Genomic DNA, 13,003 nt, shown 5'->3' with positions numbered 1-13,003 from the left:
GGCTCGACGTCAGATCTCTTCGATGCTGCTGGCGTTCGGACGCCGGGACAGGTCGATGCCGAGCTCCTCCGCTGCGCGGTAGACCTCGTCGTCGTTCTCCTTCATGTCGATGGAGACGCCGTCCGAGGAGAGCACCTCCACGTTCAGGCAGAGCGACTGCATCTCCTTGAGGAGCACCTTGAAGGACTCCGGGATGCCCGAGTCGGGGATGTTCTCCCCCTTGACGATCGCCTCGTACACCTTGACGCGTCCGGGGACGTCGTCCGACTTGATGGTGAGGAGCTCCTGCAGCGTGTAGGCAGCGCCGTACGCCTCCAGGGCCCACACCTCCATCTCGCCGAACCGCTGGCCACCGAACTGCGCCTTACCACCCAGCGGCTGCTGCGTGATCATCGAGTACGGGCCCGTGGAGCGAGCGTGGATCTTGTCGTCGACAAGGTGGTGCAGCTTGAGGATGTACATGTAGCCGACGGCCACCGGCTCCGGGAACGGCTCGCCGGAGCGGCCGTCGAACAGCCGCGCCTTGCCGTCGCCACCGACGGTGCGGACACCGTCCCGGTTCGGCAGCGTGGCGGAGAGCAGACCGGTGAGGGTCGCCTCCGGAACACCGTCGAACACCGGCGTCGCGACCGGGTTGCCGGCCGGCGAGCTCGCGGCGATCGCCGGGACCTCGTCGCGCCACGACACGTCACCCTCGGCGAGCTTGATGTCCCAGCCCTGCTTGGCCACCCAGCCGAGGTGCGTCTCGAGCACCTGGCCGACGTTCATGCGGCCGGGGACACCGAGCGGGTTCAGGACGACGTCGACCGCGGTCCCGTCCGCGAGGAACGGCATGTCCTCGACGGGCAGGATCTTGGAGATGACGCCCTTGTTGCCGTGACGGCCGGCGAGCTTGTCGCCGTCCGTGATCTTGCGGCGCTGCGCGATGTAGACGCGGACCAGCTCGTTGACACCGGCGGGCAGCTCGTCGCCGTCCTCACGGCTGAACGTGCGGACCTCGATGACCGTGCCGGACTCGCCGTGGGGCACCTTGAGCGACGTGTCGCGGACCTCGCGCGCCTTCTCACCGAAGATCGCGCGGAGCAGGCGCTCCTCAGGGGTCAGCTCGGTCTCGCCCTTGGGCGTGACCTTTCCGACGAGGATGTCGCCGGCCGCGACCTCGGCACCGATGCGGATGATCCCGCGCTCGTCGAGGTCCGCGAGGACCTCCTCGGAGACGTTGGGGATGTCCCGCGTGATCTCCTCCGGGCCGAGCTTCGTGTCGCGAGCGTCGACCTCGTGCTCCTCGATGTGGATCGAGGACAGGACGTCGTCCTGCACGAGACGCTGCGACAGGATGATCGCGTCCTCGTAGTTGTGACCCTCCCAGGACATGAACGCCACCAGCAGGTTGCGGCCGAGCGCGAGCTCGCCCTCGTCCGTGGCGGGTCCGTCAGCGAGCACCGAGTTGACCTCGACGCGCGCGCCGGTGTCGACCAGCACGCGCTGGTTGTAGCTCGTGCCCTGGTTGGAGCGGCGGAACTTCGCGACGCGGTGCGTCGACGTGGTCGCGTCGTCGTTCGCGATGACGATCAGGTCGGCGGACACCTCGGTGACCACGCCCGGCTTCGTCGCGACGATGACGTCGCCCGCGTCGATGGCCGCACGCCGCTCCATGCCGGTGCCCACGAGCGGGGCCTCGGAACGGACCAGCGGGACGGCCTGGCGCTGCATGTTGGCACCCATGAGGGCGCGGTTGGCGTCGTCGTGCTCGAGGAACGGGATCAGGGCCGTTGCCACCGACACCATCTGGCGCGGGGAGACGTCCATGTAGTCGACGGCCTCGCCGGCGACGTACTCGATCTCGCCACCCTTGACGCGGACCAGGACGCGGTCCTCCTCGAAGGCACCGTTGGCCTTGAGCGGGGCGTTGGCCTGGGCGATGACGTGGCGGTCCTCGTCGTCGGCGGTCAGGTAGTGGACCTCGTCGGAGACCTTGCCCTTGATGACCTTGCGGTACGGGGTCTCGACGAAGCCGAACGGGTTGATGCGCCCGTACGTGGCGAGCGAGCCGATGAGGCCGATGTTCGGGCCTTCCGGGGTCTCGATCGGGCACATGCGGCCGTAGTGCGACGGGTGGACGTCACGGACCTCCATGCCGGCGCGGTCACGGGACAGACCACCCGGGCCCAGCGCGGACAGACGACGCTTGTGCGTCAGGCCGGCGAGCGGGTTGTTCTGGTCCATGAACTGCGACAGCTGCGACGTGCCGAAGAACTCCTTGATCGACGCCACCACGGGGCGGATGTTGATCAGGGTCTGCGGCGTGATCGCCTCGACGTCCTGCGTCGTCATGCGCTCGCGCACGACGCGCTCCATCCGCGACAGGCCCGTGCGGACCTGGTTCTGGATGAGCTCGCCGACCGCGCGGATGCGACGGTTGCCGAAGTGGTCGATGTCGTCGGTCTCGACGCGGATCTCGACGGCCTCGCCGGCGCGGCGGCCGGGCAGGGTCGGGAGGTCGATGTGCAGCGACGCGAGGTACTTGATCGTCGCGACGATGTCGTCACGCGAGAGCACCGAGTCGGCCAGCGGGACGTCCTCGCCGAGCTTCTTGTTCAGCTTGTAGCGGCCGACCTTGGCGAGGTCGTAGCGCTTCGGGTTGAAGTAGAAGTTCTCGATGAGCGCGCGACCGGCCTCGACCGTGGGCGGCTCGCCCGGGCGGATCTTGCGGTAGAGGTCGAGCAGCGCCTCGTCCTGCGTCTGGACGTGGTCCTTGTCCAGCGTGTCGATGACGGCCGGGTACGCGGCGAACTCCTCGCGGATCTCGGCGTCCGACATGCCGAGGGCCTTGAGCAGCACGGTGGCGTTCTGCTTGCGCTTGCGGTCGACGCGCACGCCGACGTTGTCGCGCTTGTCGATCTCGAACTCGAGCCAGGCACCACGGCTCGGGATGACCTTGGCCGTGAGGACGTCCTTGTCGGACGTCTTGTCGGCGGTGCGCTCGAAGTACACGCCGGGCGAACGGACGAGCTGCGAGACGACCACGCGCTCGGTGCCGTTGATGATGAAGGTGCCGCGCTCGGTCATGAGCGGGAAGTCGCCCATGAAGACCGTCTGGCTCTTGATCTCACCGGTGGTGTAGTTGACGAACTCTGCCGTGACGAACAGCGGCGCGGCGAAGGTGAAGTCCTTCTCCTTGCACTCCTCGGCCGTGTACTTCGGCGGCTCGAAGCGGTGCTCGCGGAAGGAGAGGGACATGGAGCCGCCGAAGTCCTCGATCGGCGAGATCTCCTCGAAGATCTCTTCCAGACCGGCGGTCTCGGGAACGTCCTGCCGGCCGTTCTCGAGGGCCTTGGCCACCCGGCCCTGCCACTTCTCGTTTCCGAGGAGCCAGTCGAAGCTCTCGGTCTGGAGACCCAGGAGGTCAGGGACCTCAAGTGGCTCGTGAATCTTGGCGAAAGAGATACGACGGGATGCGGTGCGGTTCGCGATGGCGTCGGCGGTCGGAGCAGAAGGGGTGCGCGAGGCAGCCAAAAGAGGGGTCCTTCCCAGCGGATCGAGTGCACGCTGCACTGGTCCTGGCTAGGCGCGATCCCCCGGCCGGCGAGCCTCCGGACGTCGTGTACGAACGACGTCGGTGGACTCGGGTTATACGGGATCGCGGGCACAGGCCAGCGCAAAGCGCTAGCATACTCGTGCGCTCAGGGAAAGTCCAACCCTTCCCGCTGCACTCACACTTGCATCGACACCCCCTGATCCGGCTCTGATTCGAGCGGACCCTGAGGGCGTCCGGTCCGTGCCAGCAGCTCTGCGGCACGTGGCGACGACGTTGGCGCCGCGCACATGGTGGCACACCCGACCGCGCCGACGAAAGTCTGCCTGGGGAAGGTTCGCCCGGCCGCGCCGGTGCCAGACCTCTGGATACCCGCGAATGCAGCAACGAGGCCCGCATCCGTACGGATGCGGGCCTCGTTGGAACTCCGGGCTCTCCGTGGAGAGCGCGGAGGTCAGATCACTTGAGCGTGACGGTGGCGCCGGCGCCCTCGAGCGTCTCCTTGGCCTTCTCGGCGGCCTCCTTGTTGACACCCTCCAGAACAGCCTTGGGGGCGGCGTCAACGAGGTCCTTGGCCTCCTTCAGGCCGAGGCTCGTGAGGGCACGCACCTCCTTGATGACCTGGATCTTCTTCTCGCCGGCGGCCTCGAGGACGACGTCGAACGAGTCCTTCTCCTCCTCGACGACGGCCTCGGCAGCGCCACCGGCGCCGGCGGGGGCCGCAACGGCGACGGGAGCAGCAGCGGTGACCTCGAAGGTCTCCTCGAACGCCTTCACGAACTCGGAGAGCTCGATGAGGGAGAGCTCCTTGAACGCGTCGATGAGCTCGGTGGTGGTGAGCTTCGCCATGATGGCGGTTCCTTCCGTTCGATGCCCGGGGCCGTGGTTGGCCAACCAGGACTTAGATCTGTCTGGGGGCAATGATTTGCCTGTGCCGGATGGCTCAGGCAGCGACCTCGGCCGACTCTTCCAGCTTGAGCCGGAGTGCGTCGACGGTGCGTGCAGCCTGAGCGGCGGGGGCAGTGAACAGGTAGGCCGCCTGGTACAGCGACGCCTTGAACACGCCGGCAGCCTTGGCCAGCAGAACCTCACGGGACTCGAGGTCCGCGAGCTTGGTGACATCCGCAGCCGACAGGGCGCGTCCGTCGAGGACACCGCCCTTGATGATCAGTGCGGGGTTCGCCTTGGCAAAGTCACGCAGTCCCTTGGCCGCCTCGACCGGGTCACCGGAGATGAAGGCGATCGCCGACGGGCCCGCAAGCACGTCGTCGAGGCCCTCGAGCCCAGCATCCTTGGCCGCGATCGCGGTCAGCGTGTTCTTCACCACGGAGTACGTTGCGTTGCCGCTGAGCGCCTTGCGCAGGTTCTTGAGCTGCGCAACGGTGAGCCCGCGGTACTCGGTCAGCACGGCCGCGTTGGACTCGCGGAAAAGCTCCGTGAGCTCAGCGACTGCGGCTGCCTTGTCCGGCCTCGCCATGGCAATCCTTCCGATGGTGTTGCCACCGGTCGTCACGCCCCACAAACGAAAGAGCCCCGCGCAGGCGCGGGGCTCGGCGTCAGGACCGGCGCGAGCCGATCCATCCGTGAACACTCACCTGCGCTGGCCCCCGCGTGCTGCGGGACTTCGGGCGATGGCATGTTCCCACTGCGTGGGCGCACACCGATCGACGACCGGCGGTCTTTGGATGTCCCCAGGGTACGTGACGCCTGCGTGACAACCAAATCCGACCAGGCTCCCCATCCGCCTCCGGGTCTGCTCCGAACCAGGGACGTCTGCACCACCCGTCCCAGGAGGCCACCTCATGTCCACCAACCGCCTCGTCGGCGCCGTCTTCGGCATCGTCTACCTGCTCGTCGGCCTCGCCGGCTTCTTCGTCACCACGGATGTCGCGTTCGCCGCGACGGACGGTCGGGCGCTCGTCGTGTTCGACGTGAACCCGCTGCACAACATCGTCCACCTGCTCGTCGGCGCCGCACTGCTGCTGGGCTCACGGACGGTCCGGTCCGCCAAGGCCGTGAACGCGACCGTCGGTGGGGTCTACCTGCTGGTCGGCATCGTCGGTCTGTTCCTGGTCGGCTCCGCGGCGAACATCCTGGCGCTCAACGACGCCGACAACGTGCTGCACTTCGCGAGCGCGATCCTGCTGCTCGGCGTCGGCCTGGCTGCCGACCGCTCCCCCGCACCGGCTCACGCGGCCGCGACCCGGACACCGTGATGACCGCGGTACCCCTCGCGACGGAGGGCACCCGACAGTTCGTCGGGCGGACCTGGTCGGCCTACGCGGCGCTCGGGGCCGGGCCGTGCTCCTCGCACTCGCCTCCGAGCACCTCGACCAGCACCTCACGCTGGGCGTCGCGCTCGCGGCGCTCGGCGTGGCCGAGGCGCTCTGGGCGGTCCTCGCCCTGCGCGGCCCGACGCCATGGCCCAGGGCGGCGTTCACGGTCCTCCTGGCCGGAGGCGTCGGCTGGCTCGTCGCTGCCGTGCTCGTCGACGGGGTCCTGTCGGGTGCCGACGCTGCAGCCGGTGCTCTGCAGATCGCCGGCGCAGTCCTGGTGGCGGTCGGGTCGCGTCCGTCGGCCGTCGAGGCCGATCCGGAGCCGGGCGACGAGAGGTCAGCCGGGCCCGGCGCACGGCTCGCCGCGCTTGCTCTCGGCTCACTCCTGTTCGCCGCACTCACCGTTCCGGGGCTCGCAGCGACCGACGCGGGCGACCACGCGCACATGCCCGGCATGAGCTCGATGCACGAAGGGCACGGCTGACTCGACTCAGGCGGCGCCGTGGGCGCTGAAGGTGCACCAGTTGACGAAGCCCTCGGGGCTGTCGCGGTCGATGCGCCCGCGGGCCGCGTGCAGGGCGCGGGCCAGCGTCTGCCCCTCGCGCAGCCCGCGGTGCAGCTCGAGCATGAGGTCCACCGCCGCGACGTCGGGCACGGCCGCGATGCTCGCGACGACGCCCGCGGTGCCCTGCGCCAGCATCGCGCTGACGAAGCCGAGGACCTCGTCGCCGAGGTAGGCGACGTCCGCACCCGAGTGGCACGACGCGAGGATCAGCCGGTGGGGCGCGACGCCCGCCCCGTGCAGCTCCTGGACGGTCACCGGGCCGTCCGCGAGAAGTAGCGACGAGAACATCGGGTTGTCCGCGCGGGGTGAGCCGTGGCACGCGAGGTGCGCCAGGTCGGCGTCTGCCATGGCGGTGACGACCTCGTGCGCGGTGCTCCGCTCCGGCGCCAGCACCAAGGAACCGGGGTGGACGTCCGCGAGCGCGTCGACCTCCTCCCGGGCACCCTCCAGGTCCGGGCCGGCCACGAGGAGCGTGCCGTTCGAGGGTGCGTGCGTCTGCGCCGACCTGTGGGTCCGCACCCAGAAGGTCGCCGAGGGCGCCTGTGCGAGCGGGGCGTCGTGCAGGCACGACCAGGGCACACCGTGCAGCAGGGCCACGGGCACCACGACGAGCTCGTCGTCCGCCCCGACGCCGAGGGGCGCGACCAGCAGGGCACGCAACCGCGCGATGCGCAGGTCGGCGCTCGCGCGGGCGGCCTCGGCGGCCTCGGGACCGCGCGGGTTGGCGAGCCGCCTCAGTGCGAAGAGCAGCGGCCGCAGCTCGCTCTCGACGGCCGACTCCGGACCGAGCTCGACCACGCGGGCGCGCCGCGGATCGACGACGACGGCGACGAGCCGCCCCGCGTGCCGCCCGAACTCGACGAGGGTGCGCCCCGCGAGCTCCGTGCGCAGGGCGGCGAGGCCGAGGCGCTCGGCCTGGGCGGGCTCCGTCTCCGCGGGCGTCTCGACCATCCGGGTCCAGTCCGAGGTCCGACGGCGTCGCACGTCCTCGGTCTCGTGCGTCGCCACCGACCGGACGGCACCCACCGCGCCGCGCTCGGGCGCCGTTCCGACCCGCTCGGCGAGCACGTCGTCCGAGCCCGGAAGCCGACTCATGAGTGCCGCTGCCCTCGTGCGCTCCATCCAGGCGAGAGTCTTCGCAGGAGAGCCGCCGTCCAGCACGATGCCGAGGCCGATCTCGCCCAGCTCGGCGCCGTGCCCCGACGCCAGGGCGCGCAGCTCGATCGTGGGCAGGCTCGAACGGTGCACCGCGAGGTCACGCAGACCCGCCCGGCACTCGGCCAACGCGGTCGTCGGGCGGGACGAGGCGCGAGCCGCCAGCGCGCCGGCGAGCCGGCCGCGGACCCGCACGAGCACCTGCCCGCTGCGCCCGAGCTCGTGTGCGCGGTCGAGCGCCGGGATCGCGTCGCGCGGCCGGTCCATGTCGAGCGCGACACGACCGGCGACGAGGTAGGCCTCGACCGCGCTGTGCAGGTGACCGGTCTGCTCCAGCCGGACGGCCGCCCGGCGTGCGGCGACCAGCTCGGCGACGCCGGCAGAGCCTGCGCGCTGCCGGGCTTCGACGCCGACGAGCACGGCCTTGTCCCGCCAGCCTGCGCGGTGCTGCCTGCGGGCCGAGTCGGCCGCTGCGGCGGCCAGGTCCCGGGCGGCGTCGAGGTCGCCGGTGAGCAGCGAGATCCGGGCCAGCCGCAGCTGCGCGTCCGTGGCCATCATCGAGACGCCCGCAGCGACGAGCTCCTCGACCGCACGCTCCGCGGCCGCCGTGGCCTCCGGCAGCAGCCGGAGGTCCATCATCGCGTCCGCGTACTCGGTGTAGTACTCACCGAGCGGCATGCCCGCAGCCGTGTAGGCGCTGGCCGACCGGTCGAAGTCCTGCAGCCCCTCGGACAGCCGCCCGGCGCGCACCGCGATCCACGCCCGCGTCTGCACGACCGGGCCCAGACCACCAGGAGCGTCCGCCGCGAGGGCGACCGCGCGGTCGGCCTTCTCGAGCGCGAGGTCGTACGCACCCCGTTCAGCCAGCACGAGCGCGAGGTTGTTGTGGACGACCAACGCCGTGCGTCGGCTGGTGAGGAAGGGGTCGTCGAGCAACGCCCAGTAGCGGGCCTCAGCGTCTGCGAGCCGGCCCGCGTTGTGCGCCACGACGGCCCTGGACAGCCGGACCCGGACGAGGAACGCCCCTCGCTCGTCGGGGTCGACCCCGACCGCGCGGCTGATCGCCACGAGCGCCCCGTCGAGGTCTCTCGCGGACGCAGACGCCCGACCGAGCTCCTGGTGGACCGACGCCCGGCTGGCCAGCGCCCCCGCCTCGATCGAGTGCAGCGCGTGCTGACGCGCGACGCGCACCGCCTCGTTCAGCAGGCGGCGCGCGGTCGAGTCGTCCTGGCGGGACACGAAGCTGAACGCGAGCGCCCGCAGGCTGAGTCCCAGCAGCTCGGGGTCTCTCCTGCGGCGCGCGAGAGCGACCGCTGCTCGCGCATCCTGCTCTGCACCCTGTGGATCCAGCTCGGCAGCGGTAAGAATCTGACGAACGTGTATCAAGAGCTCGTCCCGGCCCTCTGTTAGGGCGTAAGACTCGTCTTTCGACGTCGGCGGCTCGGTCCCGAGCGCGGGCGGGCACATCTTCCGGATTCTAGGCGGAACACAGGGAGCAGCAGTGAGCGTGTTTTCAGACGGACCCGGTTCGCCCGGGCGCCCTTTCGGCGACGACTACCGCAGCCCGGCCGAGGGCGACGCGGTCGAGCCGCGAGTACGCGCACGCGTCCAGCGCCAGGTCAACGACCTGACCCAGCGACGCCTCGACCCGAGCTTGCGCCGCCGCCTGAACAACGCCGTGGTCGACCGGTGGTCCCAGCGCCGCGACGTCGCGCTCGACGTCCGGACCGCCGAGAACGGCCTCGAGACGATCGTGGTGAACGGCGAGATCCTGCTCACGGCCGCATCGTGGCTCATGCCGAACGTGGAGACCTACCTGACCCGCCGGGGGATGACCCGCCAGCCGGTCGGCTGTCCCGACCTCGAGGACCGCATCGTGCGCGTGGTCAGCGACCGCCCGGCCACGCCGGAGCGGCTCGAGGACATCGTGGCCGAGCTGCGCACACGCGGCGTCTCGGCGTCGCTGACGCACATCACTCCCCTGGCACCGGTGATGAAGCCCCTGTGCGGGGTCGCCGTCCCGAGCATCGGGACCTTCGAGGACTACGGCGTGCACCCCACCGGCGAGGGCGTCGGTGCGCGGGTGGCCGTGATCGACACCGGCATCGACGGGCACCTGCGCAGCGACGGCTGGCTGACCGGCATCGACCGGCGCACCGACGACCCTGCGACGCACGGCAACGAGGACAACGTCGACCCGCTCGACAACCAGCCCGCTGACGGGTACCTCGACTTCGCGGCCGGGCACGGCACGTTCGTCGGCGGGATCGTGGCGCAGGTGGCGCCCACCGCGGACGTCCGCGTGTACCGGGCGCTCACCACCGCCGGGTCCGGCAGCGAGATCGAGGTCGCCTGCGCGCTGATCCGCGCGGTCCGCGAGGGCGCGCAGGTCGTCAACCTCTCGCTGGGGACGCAGACGCAGTACGACCAGCCCTCGATCGCGATCGGCGCGGCGCTCGACGTCGTCCGGGAGATCGAGGCAGAGCGCGGCGAGGAGGTGCTGATCGTCGCGGCGGCCGGGAACTTCGGGGACTCGACGCCGGTCTGGCCCGCTGCGTTCCGACGGGTCGTCTCGGTGGCCGCGCTCACCGCCGACCTGCAGCCCAGCATGTTCACGAGCCGCGGCTGGTGGGTCGACTGCTCCGTCGTCGGCGAGGGGATCCTGTCGACGTTCGTCGCCGGAGACCAGTCGCCGGACTTCACCAGCGACCCGGAGACCTTCCCCGAGGACGCCTTCGCACGATGGAGCGGCACCTCGTTCGCCGCACCCCAGGTCGCGGGTGCCATCGCCCGACTCATGCACGAGCGAGGCATCGGCCCGCGCGACGCCTACGTCCAGCTGCTGGCCACGGGCGAGCCGGTGCCGGACTTCGGGCAGACCTTCACGATCTTGCCGGGCCTCTAATCATGCTGGGCACACTGTGGCGGGCGCGCCATGATGGCATCCACGTCGAGAGACGAAAGGATGGACGCGTGGACAACGACGACCCGTACCGCGCGTGGGACGCGCCGGCGCTGGTCACAGGCGCGCTCAACGGCGACCAGGGGGCCTGGACCGAGATCGTGCGACGTCACGCACCCGCCGTGATCGCGCGCGTGCGCCAGTTCCGACTGACTCCGCACCAGGCCGAGGACGTCGCACAGACCGTCTGGCTCAACCTGCTGGAGAACCTCGAGAAGCTGCGCGATCCGCACGCCCTGCCGGGATGGATCGCGACGACGGCGCGGCACGAGTGCATCCGCGTCACCAACGCGAACCGGCGAACGGTCCCGGTGGACCCGCAGGCCGGCCGCCTCGACGGTGCGACCGAGACCGACCTCGACGAGCGCATGCTGCTCGTCGAACGGGAGCGGGCGCTGCGGGAGGGGCTCGCCGAGCTGCCCGAGCACCAGCGAGAGGTGCTGCTCATGCTCTCGGTGGACCCACCGCTGAGCTATGCCGAGATCGCCGAGAGGCTCGGCGTTCCCATCGGCTCGATCGGTCCCACTCGGGGCCGAGGTCTGGCGCGGCTCCGCCAGACGACAGCGATCAAGAGCTATGTGGCGGCCTGGACCGCCACGACAACAGGAGAGGGGGGACGCGATGTCCTGGCACTCGGATGACCGCGCCCACGCCCAGTCGCCCTGGGCGGACGACGAGGCACTGGGCGGAGACCTCGTGACCGCCGTCGCCGGAGCCGACCTGTACGACCACGTGCTCGCGAGCGCCGACCTGGCGTTCCGCGCCCACCGCGGGATGGTCGACGCCCGTGCGGGCCTCGAGATGGACCTGCTCCTGCTCGAGCTCGTCTACGACTCCGGAGCCGCCGACGCCCCCGCGGGCGTCCGGGACCGCTCCGGCGGCACGTCGCGCACGCTCGTCTTCCAGGGCGACGCTCTCGGCGTCGAGCTCGAGGTCGAGACGGCGTCGATCGAGGGACAGCTGATCCCGCCGCGGGCCGGGCACGTGACCTTGCGGACGCCGTCCGAGGAGGTCGCATCGGTCGACACCGACGACGTCGGCTACTTCCGGTTCGACATCCGCCCCGACGGGCCGCTCCGGCTGGAGTGCAGCAACGGCGACGGCACCTGCGTCACGCAGTGGCTGCCGTACTGATGGCGTCCTGAGCTCGCACTGAGCCTGTGGACGACGAAAGGCCCGGTCCTCGCGGACCGGGCCTTTCGTGCCTGTGCTGCCAGCGTCAGGCTGCGTCGTCCTCGGAGGTGAGGTTCCGCGTCTTGTTCTGGTCGACCAGGATGCCGGGGCCGTTCGTGGTCGAGAACGTCGCCTTGGCGATGTAGCGACCCTTCGACGACGACGGCTTGAGACGCAGGACCTCGTCGAGCGCCGCGGCGTAGTTCTCCACCAGCTGGACGTCGCTGAACGACGTCTTGCCGATGATGAAGTGCAGGTTCGCGTGACGGTCCACGCGGAACTCGATCTTGCCGCCCTTGATGTCGGACACGGCCTTGGCCACGTCCATCGTCACGGTGCCGGTCTTCGGGTTCGGCATCAGGCCACGCGGACCCAGGACCTTGCCCAGTCGACCGACCTTGCCCATGAGGTCCGGCGTCGCGACGGCGGAGTCGAAGTCGGTCCAGCCGGCCGCGACCTTGTCGATCAGCTCGTCGCCGCCGACCTCGTCGGCACCGGCCGCGCGAGCCTGCTCGGCACGCTCGCCCGTCGCGAAGACGATGACGCGGGCGGTCTTGCCCGTGCCGTGGGGCAGGTTGACCGTGCCACGGACCATCTGGTCCGCCTTGCGCGGGTCGACGCCGAGGCGGAAGGCGACCTCGACGGTCGCGTCGTACTTGGTGGTGGACGTCTCCTGCGCGAGCCGGACAGCGGCGAGGGGGGCGTACAGGACGCCGTCCTCGATCTTCTCGGCGGCGTTGCGGTACGCCTTGCTGTGCTTGGCCATCTGCTTCGTTCTCCTTGGTAGCAGTCGTGGTCTGTCGGGCCGCACATGGCCCTGCCACTGGGGGTGTTTCTCGGTCTTCCAGGTCAGCCCTGGACGGTGATGCCCATCGAACGCGCGGTGCCGGCGATGATCTTCTCAGCGGCGGCGAGGTCGTTCGCGTTGAGGTCCTCGAGCTTCGTGGTCGCGATCTCGGTGACCTGCGCCTTGGTCAGCGAGGCGACCTTGACGGTGTGGGGCGTGGGCGAACCCTTGGCCACACCGGCGGCCTTCTTGATCAGCTCGGCGGCCGGCGGCGTCTTCGTGATGAAGGTGAACGAGCGGTCCTCGTACACCGTGATCTCGACGGGGATGACGTTGCCGCGCTGCGCCTCGGTGGCCGCGTTGTACGCCTTGCAGAACTCCATGATGTTGACGCCGTGCTGACCCAGCGCCGGACCGATCGGCGGCGCGGGGGTGGCGGCGCCAGCCTTGATCTGGAGCTTGATCAGGCCGGTGACCTTCTTCTTCGGGGGCATGCTCAACTTCCGTTCCGTGTCGTAGGCCGACGCCATGGGCGATGACCCGGTTGCAG

At 70.3% G+C, this 13,003-nt stretch carries 11 protein-coding genes; 5 read left to right on the top strand and 6 right to left on the bottom strand.

Annotation, left to right across the window (positions count from 1 at the left end; translation table 11 throughout):
- Positions 1 to 9 precede the first annotated feature (9 nt).
- The 3 genes from rpoB to rplJ form a co-directional block, all read right to left on the bottom strand.
- Positions 10 to 3,516 carry a DNA-directed RNA polymerase subunit beta gene (rpoB, locus tag AC1DPN_RS03145; protein WP_477083249.1) on the bottom strand — a complete coding sequence of 1,169 codons (3,507 nt, stop codon included), beginning with the start codon at positions 3,514 to 3,516 and terminating at the stop codon, positions 10 to 12.
- Between the two features lie 478 nt (positions 3,517 to 3,994).
- A complete protein-coding gene (gene rplL / locus AC1DPN_RS03140) occupies positions 3,995 to 4,384 on the bottom strand; it encodes a 50S ribosomal protein L7/L12 (RefSeq protein ID WP_477083248.1) in 390 nt (129 codons plus the stop codon).
- A gap of 94 nt (positions 4,385 to 4,478) precedes the next feature.
- On the bottom strand, positions 4,479 to 5,012 hold the full coding sequence (gene rplJ / locus AC1DPN_RS03135) for a 50S ribosomal protein L10 (protein WP_477083247.1): 534 nt from the start codon (positions 5,010 to 5,012) through the stop codon (positions 4,479 to 4,481).
- A 325-nt stretch (positions 5,013 to 5,337) separates the two neighbouring features.
- Between rplJ and AC1DPN_RS03130 the strand changes: the two genes are divergently transcribed.
- Complete coding sequence (locus AC1DPN_RS03130) at positions 5,338 to 5,751, top strand: DUF4383 domain-containing protein (RefSeq protein WP_477083246.1); 414 nt, start codon at positions 5,338 to 5,340, stop codon at positions 5,749 to 5,751.
- A gap of 85 nt (positions 5,752 to 5,836) precedes the next feature.
- Positions 5,837 to 6,295 (top strand): hypothetical protein, encoded by a 459-nt coding sequence (locus AC1DPN_RS03125; RefSeq protein ID WP_477083245.1) that lies wholly within the window; start codon positions 5,837 to 5,839, stop codon positions 6,293 to 6,295.
- A gap of 6 nt (positions 6,296 to 6,301) precedes the next feature.
- Here AC1DPN_RS03125 and AC1DPN_RS03120 read toward each other — a convergent pair whose 3' ends face one another.
- On the bottom strand, positions 6,302 to 8,770 hold the full coding sequence (locus AC1DPN_RS03120; protein WP_477083244.1) for a CHAT domain-containing protein: 2,469 nt from the start codon (positions 8,768 to 8,770) through the stop codon (positions 6,302 to 6,304).
- 262 nt (positions 8,771 to 9,032) lie between these two features.
- Here AC1DPN_RS03120 and AC1DPN_RS03115 point away from each other — a divergent pair, with 262 nt between their 5' ends.
- The 3 genes from AC1DPN_RS03115 (at position 9,033) to AC1DPN_RS03105 (ending at position 11,627) form a co-directional block, all read left to right on the top strand.
- Positions 9,033 to 10,436 carry a S8 family peptidase gene (locus AC1DPN_RS03115; protein WP_477083243.1) on the top strand — a complete coding sequence of 468 codons (1,404 nt, stop codon included), beginning with the start codon at positions 9,033 to 9,035 and terminating at the stop codon, positions 10,434 to 10,436.
- 68 nt (positions 10,437 to 10,504) lie between these two features.
- Positions 10,505 to 11,134, top strand: a complete 630-nt coding sequence (locus AC1DPN_RS03110) for an RNA polymerase sigma factor (RefSeq protein ID WP_477083242.1) — start codon at positions 10,505 to 10,507, stop codon at positions 11,132 to 11,134.
- Positions 11,115 to 11,627: a hypothetical protein gene (locus AC1DPN_RS03105; RefSeq protein ID WP_477083241.1), complete on the top strand. Its 513-nt coding sequence runs from the start codon at positions 11,115 to 11,117 to the stop codon at positions 11,625 to 11,627. The genes AC1DPN_RS03110 and AC1DPN_RS03105 overlap by 20 nt, the downstream gene beginning before the upstream one ends.
- An 85-nt stretch (positions 11,628 to 11,712) precedes the next feature.
- On the opposite strand, the gene rplA is transcribed toward AC1DPN_RS03105, so the two are convergent.
- Together rplA and rplK are read right to left on the bottom strand one after the other, a co-directional pair.
- Positions 11,713 to 12,432 (bottom strand): 50S ribosomal protein L1, encoded by a 720-nt coding sequence (rplA, locus tag AC1DPN_RS03100; protein ID WP_477083240.1) that lies wholly within the window; start codon positions 12,430 to 12,432, stop codon positions 11,713 to 11,715.
- A gap of 83 nt (positions 12,433 to 12,515) precedes the next feature.
- Positions 12,516 to 12,947 carry a 50S ribosomal protein L11 gene (gene rplK, locus AC1DPN_RS03095; protein ID WP_477083239.1) on the bottom strand — a complete coding sequence of 144 codons (432 nt, stop codon included), beginning with the start codon at positions 12,945 to 12,947 and terminating at the stop codon, positions 12,516 to 12,518.
- Between the last annotated feature and the right edge of the window lie 56 nt (positions 12,948 to 13,003).

Source organism: Cellulomonas sp. P4_H4 (assembly GCF_056400865.1).
This window is presented reverse-complemented; position numbering and strand designations above follow the sequence as displayed.

Bases quoted from the DNA above. Each gene is read 5' to 3' on its own strand.
- rplK (WP_477083239.1), bottom strand. From the start codon at position 12,947: ATGCCCCCGAAGAAGAAGGTCACCGGCCTGATCAAGCTCCAGATCAAG.
- rplJ (WP_477083247.1), bottom strand. From the start codon at position 5,012: ATGGCGAGGCCGGACAAGGCAGCCGCAGTCGCTGAGCTCACGGAGCTT.
- rplA (WP_477083240.1), bottom strand. From the start codon at position 12,432: ATGGCCAAGCACAGCAAGGCGTACCGCAACGCCGCCGAGAAGATCGAG.
- AC1DPN_RS03130 (WP_477083246.1), top strand. From the start codon at position 5,338: ATGTCCACCAACCGCCTCGTCGGCGCCGTCTTCGGCATCGTCTACCTG.
- AC1DPN_RS03105 (WP_477083241.1), top strand. From the start codon at position 11,115: ATGTCCTGGCACTCGGATGACCGCGCCCACGCCCAGTCGCCCTGGGCG.
- rplL (WP_477083248.1), bottom strand. From the start codon at position 4,384: ATGGCGAAGCTCACCACCACCGAGCTCATCGACGCGTTCAAGGAGCTC.